Here is an 18,125-nt window from a genome sequence, read left to right as displayed (position 1 = left end):
GTGGTCAGAGTATTCGCAGTGTGCCGCTGAAGCCTCAGATAGCTGCAGCGTGATGCTCGGGCTGCGGGCTCAACCAAGACCCCTTTTTGTTGAGGCTGACCCCGGATTCACTTTCTCAGGAGGCCCTCCCTAGTTCAGCGCGACCCATGCCTCATACAAATGGCACTGGCCCGAGATCACAGCCTGGCTATCAATCTGGTGTCAAGCAATACCAACGTTTAACCCCAGTCTGATTTTCACCGTGGTGAATGAGATCAGTGGGGCTGATTTTGGTGCATTGGCTTCAGGTCAGTAATGGCCAAGAGGCCGCATACCCTCGGTTCTCGTGCAAGATGACTGTTTGGGCAAAGGGCTTTACCAGCTGGGCTGATATCAGCTAAATTAAGCGTGACAGCTCCAGTATTAAGGATGGCGCTAGATCATTGCAGCGCTCAATCCGATCCTCCACCCAGCGAACCAGCTGTGGGATCTGTGCAGCCTCGTTTTGCGCTCCCTAACGACGGCTTCTCCGCCAGGACGCAATCAATCAATGCGCTCCTCGCTCCGTATTCAGTCGTTTGTGGCACCGGTTCGTGGATTGAGGCACATCTGGTAGCCCGCCTAGGCGATGTGCAAGGAATTCCTAACTTGTACGGTTGTGGGGTCACGCCCGATGAGGTGGTGAAGCTCTGCAATCAGGCGTCGGCGCCCGTACTGGTCTTTCTTACCTCCTCGATCGCCGCGGACCATGGCATTGACCTTTGCCTGCAGCTCAAAGCCCTGGCCAACGTACCTTCTATTTTCTTTTTGGTTGACCAGCCAAGGCGTCTCCCACTAGATGGAACGCTTCTGTGCGATGCCATTGTGAGTGCTGCAAGCTTTGGCAACGGCGTAGTGCGCGATGCCCTAGTGGCTATCAGTAAAGGCCAGTGCTATCGAGATCCAACGCTCAATAGCGACGATTACCCATCGACAACCGTTGCGTTGAAGCCCAGAGAGCAGCAAGTCTTGGAGCTTCTTGCCCGCGGCATGAGCAACAAAGAGATTGGTTTCAAGCTCAATATTGCAGCAGTAACCGTTCGTGACTACGTCCAGCATCTCTGCCGGAAGTTTGATGCTCTTAACCGCACGGATGTTGTGTTTAAAGCCATATCCTCAGGATTTCTACACCATCCATCAGAACTTCTTTGATTGGGCTGACCCTAGCCCTGCTCCAACATTCTTTACCTAACCGTGGGCGGTTTGGTCAGCCGGGCAAGAGAGCAGCATTCCCCATTGCAGCTCACCTTGTGCGCTGCTTGGGGGTTTTTGGTTGTCTGAAGCTTTCGCTCAGCCATTTTTCTCACCCGGTTCTGGGTTCACGAGCGCCTCTTCTTTGCTGTTGGCTTCCATCTGGACCGTGGTGGTTCCGTCTTCTGTGTTGACAAGCAGGACGTACATCAGGCCCATGTGCCCGGTGGCAGTTCTCTGGGTCGTAGCCGCGGGTGGGGCCATCGACGCACCTGGCTGGATGGCCTGCAACAAACAACCCTAGGACGTAGCCTAGGGCTTAGGTGGCTAGACCACTCTGCTGCTCGTAGCTCTGGCGGGCCTTCAGGTTCTTGGCTGCTGGATGCTTGCTTCCTCTACAGGGTGAAACGGTCCATGGCTTTCGTAATTCGCTCTTGGCCGAGCCACCTTTTATAGGTGTCCTCATGGACTGTGAGGCTGTGGCCCATGAGCCTTGCCCCGATCTCGGGGGGAACACCGTCGTCCATTAGCCGCATGGCGTAGGCGTGCCTCAGGTTGTAGGGCTTGATGGTGACGCCATCCCGATCAAGGGCATCGTTGAAAGCCTTGGCCATATTTGTGGCCGCCTGTGTCGGACGGGGGAGGCTGCGTAGGGAGAAGGTCACCACCCACTCGCTTGGGCATGGGGTGACTTTGCGGGCTCCGGTCTTTGTGTTTTCGTCGACTGTGATCCAGTCCTTCTCGACCCACTGCAGATCTGCGCACTCGTGGGGGCGGATGCCGTAGGCGGCGCACATGCCAAAAGTCCACCGCCAATGGGGCAGTTGGATCTCCTTCATGGCATCTTCGATCTCCCGGTCTTTGGGGATCTTTCGCTCGGTGAGCTTGTCGACTCCGTAACCACGGTAGGCGGCTAGCAAGGGCTCACTCTCTAGGCCGATTGATTTGGCGATCTGGGCAATGAGGTTGCCTTGGTCCCTACGGCCAGCGGAACCCTCGGGCATCGATTGGATGGTTTTGAGCAGGATCCGTTCGTTGATCGGCCCGGTCGTTGGCAGCTTGCGCAGGGCCGGGGCCCATTTTTTAGACCAGGCGTTGCCACCGCGCTCGGGGGACTTCAGGTATTTGCTGGCGTGGAATTTTTGGGCGGCTTTTTGGAAGTCGGCCGCGGTCAGGGCAGCCTGGCTTTCTGGTGCCACCCAGCTATCCCAGGAAGAAGGCATCGCCTCGGAGTTGTCGGCCTAGCTCGAGGGCTTTGGCTTCGGTTTCGGAGAGATTGGAGTAGTCCGCTTTTAGTCCCAAGGGAATTCGCTGCTGCCTCCGGCGGGCCGGGTCGTTCCGATCTGGCAGGGTGGCCCGAAGACTGAGAGTCTGGTTCTTCTGCTCGATTTGGCAGCGAGCCTGGCAGGCTTTCAGCCGGGTATTGATGCCCTCGAGGGCAATGTCCAGGGACATGAGCGGGACTAAAACCGGGACTAAAATCGAACAACTGAGGCTAACCCCGTCCAACAAGTGGCGATCGGTTTAGGCAAAAAAGAAGCCGCCTCTCAGGTGAGAAGCGGCTCTGTGACTGGGATTCGTTGCTATGAATAAATCGGAGCGACAGGATTTGAACCTGCGACCCCCACTACCCCAAAGTGGTGCGCTACCAAGCTGCGCTACGCCCCGGCAGATCGAAGTTACCACAGCGCTTTGCGCTGTTTCAGCCGGCGTATCAGCCGATCTGTGAGTAGCTCCCTTCCCAACAGCGCATACCCAGGCACGCGCAGGCGACGGGCTAATTGCCGCAGCTCCCCTACCCCCAGGCTCGCCAGCCGCAATTCGGGCAATCGGCTCCATACGGCTGAGGCCGCAGGCAGGTCGGAACCCTTGCGATTGGCTGAGAAGCTCAGCAGGGCGCCGCCAGCCATCCACTCAGGCACCAGCACAAACAACACGGCCAGCAACCCGTAGAGCTCTACAAGACCCTTCGGCAGAGGATGCAGGGGGCGCTTGCGTGGCCTGGGCTCGAGCTTGCTCACAGCAGGGGGGCCTTGGGGTCGTTCTGCCAGCCGGACGGCTGATCGGTGGGCCTTTCCCGCCATTGCAGCTGAGGTTCGGGCCTCGGGTTCAGCTTGACGCTCCAGAAGATCAGGGCAAAACAGAGCCCCAGGGTGATAAGTAAGCCAAGAATCACCAGGCGATCCGGTAAGGGGTTCAAAGTGCTGTCCTGCTCATACCTGGTCCGTGCGCAGGCACTCCAACCTTCTGAATTGCTGCTCCATAGTCAGCACATCGCCTCTCAGCACCAAGGTCAGTTGCTCGTTGCGATAACGGATGCCTGGTAGGTCTGAGGCCTCGCGAAACATGGTTGAACGGAAGCGCCCTGTGAGCAGGGAGGCTTGGGCGTCATTGCGCTCCAGAGTGACTCGGCTCTGATCGGGGCAGATGAATTGTTCGGTGATGCCGTAGTCCTCCCACCAAGGAGACCCCATGGAGAGCAAGACAACGGCAAGCAGCGGCATGGACATGCTCAGGCCAGCTGAATGGGTGCATTGTCCCCCCGCAGCACGCAGTGGGCCACCGTCCAGTCATAGGAAGACCACACCCGCGGATCGAGTTTGTAGGCCGAGCCTGCAAATTCACCGAGCCTTTGTCCGCTTGGCTGGGCCGAGCAGTAAGGCCGGCTGCCGGGTTTGGCTAGATATTGCTGGTGATAAGGCTCCGCATACCAAAGAGTTTGGTTGCTGCGCAGCTCAGTGGTGATCGCCCCAAAGCCAGCGCTGCTCAGCAGGGCCTGGTAAGCGTCGCGGCTGGCTTCTGCTAGAGCCACCAGGCCAGGATCATCCGCATAGATCACCGAGCGGTACTGGCTGCCCCGATCATTGCCCTGGCGGTCTCCCTGGGTGGGGTCGTGGCATTCCCAGAACAGCTTCAGCAAGTCACTGAAATCGATCAGGGCCGTATCCCAGACCACCCGCACAACCTCGCTGTGGCCTGTGCGTCCGGAGCAAACCTGGTCGTAGCTGGGTTGCTGGATTGAGCCCCCGGCGTAGCCCACCGCGGTTGTAACCACGCCAGGCAGGCGCCAAAAGCCCTTTTCTGCTCCCCAAAAGCAGCCGCAACCGAAAACTGCCTCTGCCTGGCCGATCTTTATGGCTGCATCAATTGGGGTGCCCAGCACAACATGGGGAGCTTGGGCCTGAGCGGTGCCCTGAAACAGGCCGAACACGCAGCTAATTGCAATGAAATCGGAGCCTAGACAGTCCCTTTAGTTGCCGCGTCGGGCTCAAAGGCAATGTGATTGAGGAGAGTGGTGGTGAAGGCGAACAGCAGGAACGGCAGGGAAAGCACCAGGATCAGGCCCACACCCACAAGGGCAAAGATCGGCTTGCTGGCCCCCATTAAGGCCAAGCCAGCCGCGAGGCTGGCGAAGATCACCAGCATCCAGATCAAAATCTGCCCGTAGATGTCGCCGAAGGTCAGGGTGCAGCGAAGCCGGTAGGGCAAGCCTGTAAGCGGGGCAACTGGCTCCATGGGTGCTCCAAGGCGAGGAACGCAAAAGGCGACACCATCCACCTAAGCCCCATCTAGGCCACTTGGCTGAACAGCTCAACAAGTATTGAGATCAGCCGGCAGCCTTCAGCTGCTCCGTTGCCTGCTCCCTATCCCAAAGGCGTCGGTAGGTGCCGCCCTCAGCAAGTAGCTCGCTGTGGTGGCCCTGCTGCACTAGCCGGCCATCTTCGAGCACCAGCACTCGATCACAGGCTGCAGCCGCCGATAACTGGTGGCTGATCATCAGCACGGTGCGACCCAGGCCTTGGTTATTTGATTGGGCATTGGCCTGCTCGCTGCGAATAGTGCGCAGGATCTCGGCGGCGGTGGTGTTGTCGACACTGGCCAGGGCGTCATCAAGCACCAACAGAGGGGTGCGTACCAGCAGGGCCCGCCCCAAGGCTGTGCGTTGTCGCTGGCCGCCGCTAAGGGTGATGCCTCGCTCCCCCACCAGGGTCTGGTAGCCGTCGGGGAATCCCTTGATGTCGCCCTCAAGCCTGGCCTGGCGAGCTGCTGCCTCGACCCGCTCCAACGGCGCATCAGGCTCGCCATAGCGCAGGTTGTCGGCAAGGCTGGCGGTGAACAGATAGCCCTCTTGGGGTACTAAGCCCACCTGGCTCCGCAGTTCAGCCAAATCCAGAGCGGTGATGTCGACCCCATCAAGCCAAAGTTGGCCGGGATCGACCTCGACCATGCGCCCCAGGGCACGGGCCAGGGTGGTTTTACCGCAGCCCACGGGGCCCACCACTGCCACAAGCTCGCCGGGGTGGAGCTCAAAACTGACGTCCACTAAGGCTGGTCGAGGAGCGTTGGGATAACGCACTGTGAGGCCGCGGGCCTCCACAGCCCCGCGACCGGGCTTGGCTGGGGGAGTTGGTGAAGTTGAAGAAACGATCAAGGGCCGCCTTCGCAGCAGCTCCTCGACCCGCTCCAGGCTCACCTGGCCGGTTTGGAAGGTGTTGAGGGTGAAACCCAGCAGGGCTGTGGGGAATACCAGCCGCTCTACAAACAGGATCAGGGCGACAAGGTCGCCGATGCTGAGGCGGCCACTTTCAAGTTGGCCACTGCCCAAGGCGAGCAGCAGTAGCAAGCTGATTGACGAGATTCCCTCCAGCAGCGGGAACAGGGTGCTGCGGGTGCGGGCCAGATTCAGGGCAGCATCCCGGTAGATGCGGTTGCGACCGGCGAAGGCGGTCTGCTCGGTGCTCTCCTGGCCATAGATCTTGATGGCGCTGATGCCGGAAAGGTCCTCTTGGATCAGGTCGCTTAAGGAGGCCAAGGCCTCCTGCTGGCGGCGTTGCTGGCGCATCATGCGACCGCCGAACAGGCGCACCACCATCAGCATCAGTGGGTAGAGCCCCACCGCCGCCAGGGTCAACCAGGCGTCGATTGAAAGCATCGCCGGCAAGGTGAGCGCGTAGGCCAGCACCGTGTTGGTAAGGCTGAGCACGGCGAAGCCCAGCAGCCTGCGCACGTTTTCAACGTCGGAAGTGGCTCGGCTGATCACCTCGCCGCTGCCAGTGGTCTGCACCCAGCCGGGCTCCTGCTTGAGCAGGTGATCAAAAATCTGTTGCTTGAGCTCGGCCTCCACCTGCCGGCCTACCCCGAACACCAGCATTCGTGAGTACAGCCGCACCGCCCCCATCACCGTTGCCAGGGCGACGATCAGCGCTGCCTGAGCGAGCACGTCTTGAAGTGCGAAACCATCCTGCAGGTCATCGATGACCCGCCGCACCAGCAGGGGAATGGAGACGCTCAGCAGGTTCACCACCACGAGGGCGGCGACGCCGATTAACACCACCTTGCGATGGGGCCGCAGGTAGCGACGGATCAGATCCAGCCGTATGGCTCCCATCAGGGGCCGTTTTCACAGGTCCCACCAACCTAGGCAGCTGCTTTTCCGGCAGGCTGGCCTCAGCAACAGCTGCGCCATGGCTTCCGCTCCATCCCAATCCGGCAGCAACGATCAAAGTCATCCGCTTTACGCCACGGATCGCGAGGTGGTGGATGGGCTGCTTGCTGCTGAGGTGCCAGCCGACCACCACCTGGTTGATGCCGCCCGCTTGTTGATGCGCTACGAAGCCTTTCCCGGTGCCCGAGATCTCAGCTCAGATTTGGCCAAGACCCTGCGGCTGTGGGGCATTAGCCGTGAAGATCTGCACAGCCGCACCCAGGCAATCTGGGCCAAAGGTTTTCGGCCCGCACCAGCGGCGAGCGAGGCGGTGGGCTCCAGCTTTGACACCGCTGACCAGGAGCAGAACTGACATTTGCCAAGGCAGCCATCGCCATTTACCCCTTCTTCGGGTGATAGTGGAGAGGTCCCCATCACCCGGCCCGGAGTGCTTTGCACCCGGGCTTTTTACTAGTCATGCCCATTGTTCAGTCCTGGCCTTCCCTGTTGGACCAGCTGCTCAATGGCGAGTCGCTGTCGGCCCAACAGGCCACCGAGCTGATGCAGGGCTGGCTGACCGAACAGATCGATCCAGTGCTCACCGGAGGGCTGCTGGCCGCCTTGCGGGCCAAGGGAGTAAGTGGCGAAGAGCTGGCGGCGATGGCCGAGGTCTTGCGACAAGCCTGCCCGCTGCCGGCTTCCCGCCCTTCGCTTGCTCTCGTTGATACCTGTGGCACCGGTGGCGATGGGGCCGACAGCTTCAATATTTCAACGGCTGTGGCGTTTGTGGCGGCCGCCTGTGGCGCCCACGTGGCCAAACACGGCAACCGCAGTGCCAGCGGTCGGGTGGGCTCAGCCGATGTGCTGGAGGCAGTGGGCATTCATTTGCAGGCCCCCCAGGAGCAGGTGATTGGCGCCTTACCAAGTGCGGGGGTGACCTTCTTGTTTGCTCCTGGTTGGCATCCGGCGCTGGTGGGGCTCGCCCCCCTGCGCCGAAGCCTGGGGGTGCGGACTGTTTTCAATCTGCTCGGCCCATTGGTAAATCCCCTGCAGCCGGAGGCCCAGGTGCTCGGGGTGGCCCGGCCTGATCTGCTCGATCCGATGGCTGAGGCACTGGCCCGGCTGGGGCTGCGCAGAGCTGTGGTTGTACATGGTCAGGGCGGCCTGGATGAGGCCTCCCTGGCTGGAGTTAATTCGCTGCGACTGGTGGAATCTGGAGTCGTGAGCAGCGACCAGCTTGATCCGGAGGCATTGGGCTTGCAGCTTGCCCCGATCACCGATCTGGCGGGCGGAGATCTAGCCACCAACCAAGCCATTCTCGAAGCCGTGCTCCAGGGCCGAGCTAGCCGCGCCCAGGCTGATGTGGTGGCCCTCAACGCGGCGCTGGTGCTGTGGGCCGCTGGTTTGAGCGACTCGGTCGCCGCTGGCCTGAGTTTGGCCCAGCAGGCCATTGCCGATGGAGCTGGCTGGCAAGCTCTAGAGCGGCTGCGCGCCGCCCTGCCAGCTCCCGTTGCGGGATGATCGAACCAATTGCCCTGAACCCGTGAGCGAGCCCGCTGCCACTGCCTTGCTGGTGTTGGCCGACGGCACCGTGCTGCGCGGAGAGGCCTTCGGGGCCAGGGGCACGGCCATCGGAGAAGTGGTGTTCAACACCGGTATGACCGGCTATCAGGAGGTCATGACCGACCCGAGTTACTCCGGGCAGTTGGTCACCTTTACCTATCCCGAACTGGGCAATACCGGGATCAACGATGCCGATCAGGAAGCGGATCGCCCCCATGTGCGTGGGGTGATTGCCCGTCAGCTTTCTCCTTGCACCAGTAGCTGGCGCTCAGAGGGTGATCTAGATGGCTGGCTTCTCCGCCATGGAGTAGTTGGAATTCGAGCAATTGATACGCGAGCTCTAGTGCGTCATTTGCGTGATGGCGGCGCGATCAACGGCGCAATTTGCAGTGATGGCACCTCGGCTTCGGCCCTGCTTGACCAAGTGCGCTCGGCCCCTTCGATGCAGGGACTAAACCTGGCGGCATCTGTTACTACCCCCACTCCTTATCACTGGGATCAAGCCTGTGGAGCGGCTTTTGATGCCCGTATGCAATCCCAGCCCGATCGCCCTTACCGGGTCGTGGCCATTGATTTCGGCATCAAGCGGGCGATCCTCGAGCGTCTTGTGGCCCATGGCTGTGAGGTGACCGTGCTTCCAGCCGATACCAGCTTGGAGCAGGTTCTTAGTTACAAGCCCGAGGGAGTGTTCCTGTCCAATGGGCCCGGCGATCCGGCCGCCGTTAGCTCCGCTATTGAGCTCGCCAAAGGTCTTATCGCCCTGCCTAATCTCCCCCTGTTTGGCATCTGCCTTGGCCACCAGATCCTGGGGCTAGCCCTTGGAGGCACCACTTTTAAACTGGGCTATGGCCATCGCGGTCTAAATCACCCTTGCGGCAGCCCAGGCCAGGTGGAGATCACCAGCCAAAATCATGGGTTTGCCCTCGTGCCCGAATCCCTGCCCGCCGACCGAGTGCGGGTAACCCACCACAACCTCAACGACCAAACCGTGGCCGCGCTGGAGCTGCTTGAGGCACCGGTGTTTGGCGTTCAGTACCACCCGGAGGCCAGTCCCGGTCCCCACGACGCCGACCATCACTTCGCGCGCTTCGCCGCCCTGATGGCAAGCCGCCGCTGACGCATTTTTGTTGCGTCTTCTGCAGCGGCAAATTTGCTTCCTACACTTCGCCCCAGAACGGATCGAGGACTGGAGCCATCAACGACCTGCAGCGATTGACTGTCTCCCTGCGAGGGGGCTTCGAGCAGCAGGCCCACTGCCAGCTGTTTCGCTTCACTGGCCAGCTGGATGCCTACTCCGACAAACAGTTCGGGGAATTTGTGGCCTCTCACCGCGGCAATGGTCAGCCTTTGGTGATTGATCTCAGCCACATCGACTTCCTCGACTCGTCCGGTCTTGGCGCCTTAGTCCAGCTTGCTAAGCAGTGCAACGGCGATCGGCAAAAGTTTCTGGTGGTGGGTAATGCCCGGGTTGTTCAAACCGTGAAGCTGGTGCGCCTAGAAGAATTTCTGCACCTTCAGCCCGACCTCGAAACAGCCCTTGGCAACCTCGCCGCTTGAGTCGGGAAAGGCTGAGCTGCGGCCCGCTTCGAGCTGGCTAGCTGGCCTTGCCCCCCATCCTCCCCAGGCCGAATTAGGCCCGCTACAGCTGGCCTGGCTGGGTGATGCGGTCTGGGAGCTTCATCACCGACTGCAGCGGTGTCAGCGTCCAGGCCGCTCCCACGCCCTGCATCAGGAGGTTGTGCAAGTAGTGCGTGCTGACGCCCAGGCCCTTGCACTGGCGAGGCTTGATCACCAGCTCACTGATGCGGAGCGAGACCTGGTGCGCCGGGGCCGAAATCGGGCTGGCAGGGGGCCCCGACGGGGTGATGCGGCGGCCTATGGCCAGGCAACGGGCCTTGAGGCCCTGCTTGGTTGGTTGTTTCTCAACGAGCCTGCCCGGTTAGCCGAGCTGCTAGATCACTTGAAGGAGATCGATCCATAACCTGCAGACAACGCCATGAGCCCACGATTTGAACGCCGTCCCGAGAAGCGGACGGGGGGCGGCGCCCGCGGGGCGGCTGGCCGCCCACCCCGCTTCAGCGGTCCCAAGCCTGAATGGCGCCGCGATGGAGCTGGTGAAGGCCGTGAGGGAAGAGAAGGCCGTGAAGGCCGTGAGGGCCGTGAAGGGCCAAGAGATCGGGAACCCCGGCGAGAGGCTGGTACGCGACCAGCCCCCCGGGGTGTATCCCGCTTCCAGCCCCGCCGGGATGGGCCAGCGGATCGCCCAAGTAGTCGCGGCGAGCGCCGCCCATTTGAACGGCGTGGTGATAGCGAGCGGCCGTCCTTCGACCGTCTGCCTGCTCCCCGTTTTTCTAGCGATCGCTCCGGCTCAGACAGCAAGCCCTACGAGCGGCGACCCGGTGGCCGCTTTGAAGGTCGTCCCCAGGGGCGCCGTCCCGACTCAGGTCGCCCAGATGGCCGTCGCTATGAAGGTGGTGGTCGCTTTGAAGGGGGCGGTCGCCCTGATGGCCGCCGTTTTGATCCCGGGGGCCGCCCAGCGCCTGGCAGGTTTGCTGGCAAGCCGCTGATCGTCGACGCGGATAGCCTCCCCCCCAGCGGTGATGCGGAGCGCCACAGCGTCGATCCCAGCGCCGATTTGATCTGGGGCCGGCATCCAGCGCAGGCGGCACTTGAGAGCGGTCGACCTATTCATCGCGTCTGGTGCACTCCAGAAATGCGCTTCAGCCCCAAGTTTCTGCAGCTGCTGCGAGAAGCCAAGGCCTCGGGGGTGCTGGTTGAGGAGGTCACCTGGGCGCGCTTGGGTCAGCTCACAGGTGGTGCGGTGCACCAGGGCATCACCCTGCAGACAGCGGCAGCTGAGACCCTTGATCTGCAGACCCTGATGGAGGGCTGCGCAACCATTGGTGAGCCGGCCTTGCTGATGGCGGTGGACGGTCTTACTGATCCCCAAAACCTCGGCGCAATTGTGCGTAGTGCCGAAGCCCTGGGTGCCCATGGCCTGGTTTTGCCCCAGCGCCGCAGCGCTGGGCTTACCGGCTCGGTGGCCAAGGTTGCGGCAGGTGCGCTTGAGCACTTGCCCGTGGCACGGGTGGTCAACCTCAATCGCGCCCTCGACACCCTTAAGCAGGAGGGTTATCGGGTAGTGGGTCTGGCAGCCGAGGGCACCGTCAGCCTGGAGGAGGCCGATCTAGGTGGGCCGTTGGTCATAGTCACCGGCTCGGAGGGGGATGGTCTCTCCATGCTCACCCGCCGCAACTGCGATCAGCTGGTGCGCATACCCCTGCGTGGCGCCACACCAAGCCTTAACGCCTCTGTGGCTACCGCCCTGCTGCTCTATGAGGTGGCTCGGCGTGGCTGGATGAAGGGTTTGACTGGTTCCCAGCCCGCGCCCCGTTTGGTGCGCCCCCAGCTGCCCGCTCCAGCCGCTAGCCCCGAGGCTGAGGAAGAGCCCCCGGCACCAGAAGCGAGTTCGGTATCAGCGCAGCAACTGCCTCCTAGCCAGCCGGCTAGCTCCCCTGAGCTTCTTCACGAACAAGAGCCTCAGCTGGAGCAAGAGGTAATGCCGGAAATTGAGCCAGAGGATCAGCCAGAGCTATTGGCAGAACAGCAGATTGCTGCAGATATCCCTGTCAACCAGCAACCGGTTAACCAGCGACCGGACAACCAGGAACCGGCCATTGACCTGGGGATGGAGCCAGCTGCCAAATCTGGTTTCCTTGGGGATATTCAACTGTGACTTTCCCTTCAAGCCACGGTACCGACGCCGGGCAGAATGACTTACAAGCCGCTCCTGCCTCATGAATCCCCTGCTGTGGCCAGTGCGCAGCTGCGCCAATGGTCTGGGCCTGGCTTGGTGGGCACGGGTAGAAACCCACTCTCCCAACGCTGTTTATTGGTTTGGCCCCTTCGTGCGTCGCGGCACTCTGGAAAGCCATCTGCCGGCTTTCTTGAACGACCTCCGGGCCGAATCTCCGGGTTCTCTGGATCACCAGTTATTGCGCACCCGTCGGGGCGAACCGCTCACCGAGCTCGACTGAGGGCTAGTGGCCGTTGCCGCTTGCTGATAGCGTCCAATCCAACTGGCAACAGGGTTGATGGGGATCGCTGATTCGCGCGAACAGGGGATTGCACAATGGCGTCAACAACTGCGCAATGGTGAGGTTTCAGCCCGTGAACTCACCGAACACCATCTGGCCCGCATCCAAGCGGTTGACCCCACTGTTCACGCCTATCTCGAGATAACCGCCGAGCGGGCCAGGGCAGATGCGGACCGTATCGACGTCCGCCGCGCTGCTGGCGAAGATTTGCCCCCCCTGGCAGGTATTCCTCTGGCAATTAAGGACAACCTCTGCACTAAAGGGGTCGTTACCACCTGCTCCAGCCGCATGCTGGAGCACTTCGTTCCCCCCTACGAGAGCACTGTTACCGACCGCCTCTGGCAGGCGGGAGCTGTCTTGCTTGGCAAGACAAACCTCGATGAGTTCGCCATGGGTAGCTCCACCGAGACCTCAGCCTTCGGCCCCAGCCGCAACCCTTGGAATCCAGAGAGGGTGCCTGGTGGCAGCTCAGGTGGCAGCGCCGCCGCAGTGGCCGCAGGCGAGTGCATCGCCTCCCTCGGCTCCGACACCGGTGGGTCGATCCGCCAGCCCGCCTCCTTCTGTGGGGTGGTGGGATTGAAGCCCACCTATGGCCGCGTCAGCCGCTACGGCCTGGTGGCCTTCGCCAGCTCCCTTGACCAGGTGGGCCCGTTCACCTCCTCGGTGGCGGATGCGGCCGAGCTGCTGCAGGTGATCGCCGGTGCGGATCCGCGCGATGCCACCTGCCTGCAGGCCGCCGTGCCCGATTACGTCGCCGCACTTGACCAACCTGTTGCTGGTTTGAGGGTGGGCATGGTGCGGGAGTGCTTCGAGGCTGAGGGCCTTGATCCCCAGGTGAAGGCTGCGGTGCTGGCCGCTGCCGCCCAGTTGGAGGCCCTGGGCTGCGAGCTGGTGGATGTGAGCTGCCCCCGCTTCAACGACGGGATCGCCACCTACTACGTAATTGCGCCCTCGGAGGCCTCTGCAAACCTGGCCCGCTACGACGGTGTTAAATACGGCTACCGGGCCCCAGATGCCACCAGCCTGGCCGAGATGACTGCCCGCAGCCGGGCTGAGGGCTTTGGCGACGAGGTGCAGCGCCGCATCCTGATCGGCACCTACGCCCTCTCGGCCGGATATGTGGATGCTTACTACAAGAAAGCCCAGCAGGTGCGCACCTTGATTCGGCGTGACTTTGACCGGGCCTTTGAGGCGGTGGATGTGCTGCTCACCCCAACCTCGCCTACCACGGCCTTTGGCTTTGGCGCCCACAGCGACGACCCCTTGGCCATGTACCTCGCCGACCTGCTCACGATCCCGGCAAACATGGCTGGCCTGCCTGCCATCAATGTGCCCTGCGGCTTTGATCGCGAGGGCCTGCCGATTGGTCTGCAGCTGATCACGGGGGTGCTCGAAGAGCCGCGCCTGCTTCAGGTGGCCCACCACTACGAACTGGCCGCCCAGGTGATGCAGGCTCGCCCTGTGGCCCCATTGGTGCCCTAGGACCTGGCCCCAGATCTAGTGGTTTCCCCCGCTCTGGTGAGCAAATGACACTGGATCTTGCGTGGTCGCCTAGCGTGGGGAGGCTTCCTATGCCTTCTGGCTAGACCTGCCCTTGGCCTTCGTTCCGCTCCACAACCACAGCGACTACAGCCTTCTAGACGGGGCTAGCCAGTTGCCGGCGATGGTGGATCGGGCTGTGGAGCTGGGCATGCCAGCCCTTGCACTCACCGATCACGGCGTCATGTATGGCGCCATTGAGCTGCTCAAGCTTTGTGCTAAAGCCGGGATCAAGCCGATCATCGGTAATGAGATGTATGTCATCAATGGCTCCATTGATGACCCTCAGCAGAAAAAGGAGCGCCGCTACCACTTGGTGGTGCTGGCCAAAAATGCGGTTGGCTATCGCAACTTGGTGAAGCTCACCAGCATCAGCCACCTACGCGGCATGCGCGGCCGTGGCATCTTTGCCCGTGCCTGTATCGACAAGCAATTGTTGAGCCAGTACAGCGAAGGGTTGATCGTGGCAACTGCCTGCTTAGGCGGCGAAATTCCCCAGGCGATTTTGCATGGCCGGCCCGATGCGGCGCGAGAGGTTGCCAGCTGGTATCAACGCACTTTTGGCGAGGATTTCTACCTAGAGATCCAGGATCATGGCGGCATCGAAGATCGCATCGTCAACACCGGGATTGCCAGCATCGGTGCCGAGCTAGGTATTGAGCTGATCGCCACCAATGATGCCCATTACCTAAGTGCCAACGACGTAGAAGCCCACGACGCGCTGCTTTGCGTACTCACAGGCAAGTTGATCAGCGACGTGAAACGTCTGCGTTACACGGGTACCGAATATATCAAGGGGGAGGCCGAGATGCTCTCCCTGTTCAATGACCACCTTCCAGCTGAGCTAATTGAGCGGGCTGTTGCGAACACAGCCAAGGTGGCAGACAAGGTGGAGGCCTATGACATCCTCGGCCGCTATCAGATGCCCCGCTTCCCGATCCCGGCTGGGCACACAGCGGTGAGCTATCTGACTGAGGTGGCCGAGCAGGGCCTCCGGCAGCGCCTACGCCTGCCTGGTGACGCTAGCTTCGAGCCCCAATATGGCGATCGCCTCGCCTTTGAGCTCCAGGTTATGGAGCAGATGGGTTTTCCCACCTACTTCCTGGTGGTGTGGGACTACATCCGCTTCGCCCGAGACAACGGCATACCTGTGGGGCCGGGTCGTGGTTCAGCTGCAGGTTCCTTGGTGGCCTACGCCCTGGGGATCACCAACATTGACCCAGTTACCAATGGCTTGCTGTTTGAGCGGTTCTTGAACCCTGAGCGCAAGTCGATGCCGGATATTGATACGGATTTCTGTATCGAGCGGCGTGGCGAAGTTATCGACTACGTCACTAAGCGCTATGGCGAAGAGAAGGTGGCCCAGATCATCACCTTCAATCGCATGACTTCAAAAGCGGTTCTCAAGGATGTGGCCCGCGTACTCGATATTCCCTATGGCGATGCGGATCGCTTGGCCAAGCTGATCCCTGTGGTGCGAGGTAAACCAGCCAAGCTCAAGGAAATGATCGGAGCTGAATCACCGGCTCCAGAATTTCGCGAGAAATATGAAAAAGATCCGGTGGTACAGCGCTGGGTTGATATGGCAATGCGTATTGAGGGCACAAACAAGACCTTTGGTGTACACGCCGCTGGCGTGGTGATTGCGGCTGAACCTCTTGATGAGTTGGTCCCCCTGCAGCGCAATAACGACGGCCAGGTGATTACTCAATACTTTATGGAAGATGTGGAGTCGATGGGTCTATTAAAAATGGACTTCCTCGGCCTCAAAAACCTCACAATGATTGATAAAACTGTCGATCTTGTGCAGCAGTACAGTGGCATTAAGGTCGATCCAGATGATCTGCCTCTTAACGACGTAGGAACATACGCTCTACTTGCCCGTGGTGATCTTGAGGGCATCTTTCAGCTTGAATCAAGCGGCATGCGCCAGATTGTGCGCGATCTCAAGCCTTCGTCGCTTGAGGATATCTCTTCGATTTTGGCCCTTTACCGGCCCGGTCCGCTTGATGCAGGTCTGATTCCTAAATTTATTAATCGCAAGCACGGTCGGGAGGTAATTGATGTAGCCCACGAGAAACTTGAGCCGATCCTTAAGGAGACTTATGGGATCATGGTTTATCAAGAGCAGATCATGAAGATCGCTCAGGAATTGGCTGGCTATTCCCTTGGTGAAGCAGACCTGCTGCGGCGGGCGATGGGCAAGAAGAAAAAGAGTGAGATGGAGAAACACCAGAGCCTTTTTGTTAGTGGTGCCACCCAACGTGGCGTCGAACCTCGAATAGCGGAGGCGTTGTTTGAGCAGATGGTTCTATTTGCTGAATACTGTTTCAACAAGAGCCATTCCACCGCCTATGGCGCGGTGACCTATCAAACGGCGTATCTCAAAGCTCACTACCCAGTGGCTTACATGGCGGCGCTTCTCACCGTCAATGCCGGAGACTCGGCCAAGGTGCAGCGATATATAGTTAATTGTAATGCTATGGGTATCGAAGTGATGCCTCCTGATGTGAATGCTTCCGGCATCGATTTCACACCCGTTGGTGATCGAATTCTGTTTGGTCTTTCGGCCGTTCGTAATTTGGGTGATGGGGCGATTCGACAGTTGATTGAGGCCCGCTCTGGCGATGGTTGTTTCAACTCCCTGGCTGAGCTATGTGATCGCATTCCTGGTCAGCAGCTCAACCGCCGTGCCTTGGAGGCCCTGATCCATTCAGGAGCACTTGATGCCCTCGAGCCTCTGGGCAATCGCGCCCAATTGATGGCGGATCTGGATCTGGTGATCGACTGGGCCAGCTCCCGTGCCAAGGATCGGGCCAGCGGTCAGGGCAACCTCTTTGATTTGTTTGGCGCCAGCGCCGCAGCCGACTCTGCTGGGGGTTCCGATGCCACCGGCCTGGCCGATATCAGCACCGCTCCCAAGGCGGCCCCGGTGCGCGATTATCCCCCGACCGAAAAACTTCGCCTGGAAAAGGAGTTGGTGGGCTTTTACCTATCAGACCACCCCCTCAAGCAGCTGGCCCAGCAGGTGAAGTTGCTATCGCCGGTCGCTCTGGGCAATCTCGAGGAGATGGCCGACAAGGCCAAGGTGAGTGCAATTGTGATGGTGCCTGAGCTGCGTCAGGTGAACACCCGCAAGGGCGACCGGATGGCCGTGCTTCAGCTTGAGGACCTAACCGGCAGCTGTGAGGCGGTCGTGTTTCCTAAAAGCTATGCCCGTCTAGCCGACCACCTAATGGTGGATGCGCGCTTGCTGGTGTGGGCTTCGGTGGATCGCCGCGATGATCGGGTGCAATTAATTGTCGAGGACTGCCGCTCCATTGACGATCTGCAGCTGTTGATGGTCGATTTACCCGCCGATCAGGCCGCCGACATCGCCATTCAGCACCGCCTGCGCGAGTGCCTACATCGTCACAAGCCACCCCAGGATGAGGCTGGCCTGCGAGTGCCTGTGGTGGCTCTGGTTCGTCAGGCGGGCCAGACCCGCTTCGTGCGGCTTGGCCCCCAATTCTGCGTAGGCGATGTGGGCGCTGCCCTTGACACCCTCATCGCTGCCGATTTTCAGGCCCGCATCAGTTCATCGCTCTTGGCGGCCTGAGCTGGTTGGCTGATTGCCTGCACCATTGCGCATCGCCTTAACCGAGCTGCGCAAGCGGCCGATATTGAGTCCGATCTGCTCAGTGCCTATCAAGCTGCCTGGCTTCTCTTCCCAGCTAGCGGAAAGCACACCAAAGCTCAAGCCCAACAGCCCTAGAAAAAAACATCCACCCGATGCCGCCAAGGTGGCACTCGGTGGAACGTCGAAGATTTGGCGGCTGACTAACAGGTAGCTACCAATAAATACGCCCATGCCCATCACAGTGGGAATGCCGGTGCCGATTGCAATTCGGCGAGCCATGCGATTAGCAACCGCGTCAGGGATTACCTGCTGACTGGGACCGGAACGCCGGGGCGGTTTTGGGTTGCCTTTGCCCGATTGGGCGCGACCCTGCATTCCCTTTCCGGCCATGGCTGCCTCGATCAGCCCCGGATGCCGAGCTTGGCGATCAAAGCGCTGTAACGCTCCTTGCTGATGCCATTTAGATAACCAAGCAGGCGCTTACGGCGTCCGATCATCTTGAGCAGGCCTTGGCGGGAAGAAAAATCGTGCTTGTTTTTCTGCAGATGGCCGGTCAACTGGCTGACCCGCTCACTGAGCATGGCCACCTGCACTTCCACCGATCCGGTGTCTGTGCCATGGGTCTGGTGACCGTTGATCAGTTCCTGCTTTTTGGTGGTGGTGAGCGGCATGG

20 protein-coding genes and 1 tRNA gene are annotated in these 18,125 nt (G+C 60.6%); 10 read left to right on the top strand and 11 right to left on the bottom strand.

What is annotated here, in order from left to right:
- The first annotated feature begins 660 nt into the window (after positions 1 to 660).
- Positions 661 to 1,170 carry a LuxR C-terminal-related transcriptional regulator gene (locus KBY75_RS04680; RefSeq protein ID WP_255023123.1) on the top strand — a complete coding sequence of 170 codons (510 nt, stop codon included), beginning with the start codon at positions 661 to 663 and terminating at the stop codon, positions 1,168 to 1,170.
- Between the two features lie 434 nt (positions 1,171 to 1,604).
- Here KBY75_RS04680 and KBY75_RS04675 read toward each other — a convergent pair whose 3' ends face one another.
- From KBY75_RS04675 to KBY75_RS04635, 9 genes are all read right to left on the bottom strand, one after another.
- Positions 1,605 to 2,432 (bottom strand): hypothetical protein, encoded by an 828-nt coding sequence (locus KBY75_RS04675; RefSeq protein WP_255023122.1) that lies wholly within the window; start codon positions 2,430 to 2,432, stop codon positions 1,605 to 1,607.
- A complete protein-coding gene (locus KBY75_RS04670; RefSeq protein WP_255023121.1) occupies positions 2,413 to 2,664 on the bottom strand; it encodes a hypothetical protein in 252 nt (83 codons plus the stop codon). Before KBY75_RS04670 ends, KBY75_RS04675 begins: the two co-directional genes overlap by 20 nt.
- Before the next feature lie 139 nt (positions 2,665 to 2,803).
- Positions 2,804 to 2,877, bottom strand: a tRNA-Pro gene (locus KBY75_RS04665).
- An 11-nt stretch (positions 2,878 to 2,888) separates the two neighbouring features.
- Positions 2,889 to 3,230 carry a hypothetical protein gene (locus KBY75_RS04660; protein ID WP_254936871.1) on the bottom strand — a complete coding sequence of 114 codons (342 nt, stop codon included), beginning with the start codon at positions 3,228 to 3,230 and terminating at the stop codon, positions 2,889 to 2,891.
- The gene (locus tag KBY75_RS04655; protein ID WP_255023120.1) at positions 3,227 to 3,409 is read right to left on the bottom strand and encodes a hypothetical protein; all 183 of its coding nucleotides are present in this window, start codon (positions 3,407 to 3,409) and stop codon (positions 3,227 to 3,229) included. The genes KBY75_RS04660 and KBY75_RS04655 overlap by 4 nt, the downstream gene beginning before the upstream one ends.
- A gap of 13 nt (positions 3,410 to 3,422) precedes the next feature.
- Positions 3,423 to 3,713: a hypothetical protein gene (locus KBY75_RS04650; protein WP_254936869.1), complete on the bottom strand. Its 291-nt coding sequence runs from the start codon at positions 3,711 to 3,713 to the stop codon at positions 3,423 to 3,425.
- 8 nt (positions 3,714 to 3,721) lie between these two features.
- Positions 3,722 to 4,420: a peptide-methionine (S)-S-oxide reductase MsrA gene (gene msrA, locus KBY75_RS04645; RefSeq protein WP_255023119.1), complete on the bottom strand. Its 699-nt coding sequence runs from the start codon at positions 4,418 to 4,420 to the stop codon at positions 3,722 to 3,724.
- Between the two features lie 26 nt (positions 4,421 to 4,446).
- Positions 4,447 to 4,725 carry a hypothetical protein gene (locus KBY75_RS04640; RefSeq protein WP_254936868.1) on the bottom strand — a complete coding sequence of 93 codons (279 nt, stop codon included), beginning with the start codon at positions 4,723 to 4,725 and terminating at the stop codon, positions 4,447 to 4,449.
- 91 nt (positions 4,726 to 4,816) lie between these two features.
- On the bottom strand, positions 4,817 to 6,598 hold the full coding sequence (locus KBY75_RS04635) for an ABC transporter ATP-binding protein (protein WP_255023118.1): 1,782 nt from the start codon (positions 6,596 to 6,598) through the stop codon (positions 4,817 to 4,819).
- A gap of 76 nt (positions 6,599 to 6,674) precedes the next feature.
- On the opposite strand from KBY75_RS04635, the gene KBY75_RS04630 reads away from it, so the two are divergent.
- From KBY75_RS04630 to KBY75_RS04590, 9 genes are all read left to right on the top strand, one after another.
- Positions 6,675 to 7,007, top strand: coding sequence for a DUF3288 family protein (locus KBY75_RS04630; RefSeq protein WP_255023117.1), 333 nt, complete (start codon positions 6,675 to 6,677; stop codon positions 7,005 to 7,007).
- A 104-nt stretch (positions 7,008 to 7,111) separates the two neighbouring features.
- The gene (gene trpD, locus KBY75_RS04625) at positions 7,112 to 8,155 is read left to right on the top strand and encodes an anthranilate phosphoribosyltransferase (protein ID WP_255023116.1); all 1,044 of its coding nucleotides are present in this window, start codon (positions 7,112 to 7,114) and stop codon (positions 8,153 to 8,155) included.
- A 22-nt stretch (positions 8,156 to 8,177) separates the two neighbouring features.
- A complete protein-coding gene (gene carA, locus KBY75_RS04620) occupies positions 8,178 to 9,314 on the top strand; it encodes a glutamine-hydrolyzing carbamoyl-phosphate synthase small subunit (RefSeq protein WP_254936864.1) in 1,137 nt (378 codons plus the stop codon).
- Between the two features lie 95 nt (positions 9,315 to 9,409).
- Positions 9,410 to 9,754 (top strand): STAS domain-containing protein, encoded by a 345-nt coding sequence (locus tag KBY75_RS04615; RefSeq protein WP_254936863.1) that lies wholly within the window; start codon positions 9,410 to 9,412, stop codon positions 9,752 to 9,754.
- A 16-nt stretch (positions 9,755 to 9,770) separates the two neighbouring features.
- Positions 9,771 to 10,178 carry a ribonuclease III domain-containing protein gene (locus KBY75_RS04610; RefSeq protein WP_255023140.1) on the top strand — a complete coding sequence of 136 codons (408 nt, stop codon included), beginning with the start codon at positions 9,771 to 9,773 and terminating at the stop codon, positions 10,176 to 10,178.
- 15 nt (positions 10,179 to 10,193) lie between these two features.
- Positions 10,194 to 11,933: a 23S rRNA (guanosine(2251)-2'-O)-methyltransferase RlmB gene (rlmB, locus tag KBY75_RS04605; protein ID WP_255023115.1), complete on the top strand. Its 1,740-nt coding sequence runs from the start codon at positions 10,194 to 10,196 to the stop codon at positions 11,931 to 11,933.
- Between the two features lie 61 nt (positions 11,934 to 11,994).
- Positions 11,995 to 12,234, top strand: coding sequence for a DUF1816 domain-containing protein (locus KBY75_RS04600; RefSeq protein ID WP_106501869.1), 240 nt, complete (start codon positions 11,995 to 11,997; stop codon positions 12,232 to 12,234).
- 57 nt (positions 12,235 to 12,291) lie between these two features.
- Positions 12,292 to 13,776, top strand: coding sequence for an Asp-tRNA(Asn)/Glu-tRNA(Gln) amidotransferase subunit GatA (gatA, locus tag KBY75_RS04595; RefSeq protein WP_254936861.1), 1,485 nt, complete (start codon positions 12,292 to 12,294; stop codon positions 13,774 to 13,776).
- A gap of 112 nt (positions 13,777 to 13,888) precedes the next feature.
- The gene (locus KBY75_RS04590; RefSeq protein ID WP_255023114.1) at positions 13,889 to 17,431 is read left to right on the top strand and encodes a DNA polymerase III subunit alpha; all 3,543 of its coding nucleotides are present in this window, start codon (positions 13,889 to 13,891) and stop codon (positions 17,429 to 17,431) included.
- Here KBY75_RS04590 and KBY75_RS04585 read toward each other — a convergent pair.
- A complete protein-coding gene (locus KBY75_RS04585; RefSeq protein WP_396097954.1) occupies positions 17,411 to 17,842 on the bottom strand; it encodes a photosystem II biosynthesis protein in 432 nt (143 codons plus the stop codon). The two genes, KBY75_RS04590 and KBY75_RS04585, sit on opposite strands and share 21 nt — an antisense overlap.
- An 11-nt stretch (positions 17,843 to 17,853) precedes the next feature.
- On the bottom strand, positions 17,854 to 18,123 hold the full coding sequence (gene rpsO, locus KBY75_RS04580) for a 30S ribosomal protein S15 (protein WP_106501986.1): 270 nt from the start codon (positions 18,121 to 18,123) through the stop codon (positions 17,854 to 17,856).
- Positions 18,124 to 18,125 lie beyond the last annotated feature (2 nt).

It is taken from the genome of Cyanobium sp. T1G-Tous, assembly GCF_024345455.1.
Taxonomy (GTDB): Bacteria; Cyanobacteriota; Cyanobacteriia; order PCC-6307; family Cyanobiaceae; genus Cyanobium_A.
Note: the sequence above shows the minus strand (reverse complement) of the source record. Positions and strands in the feature narration are given on the sequence as shown.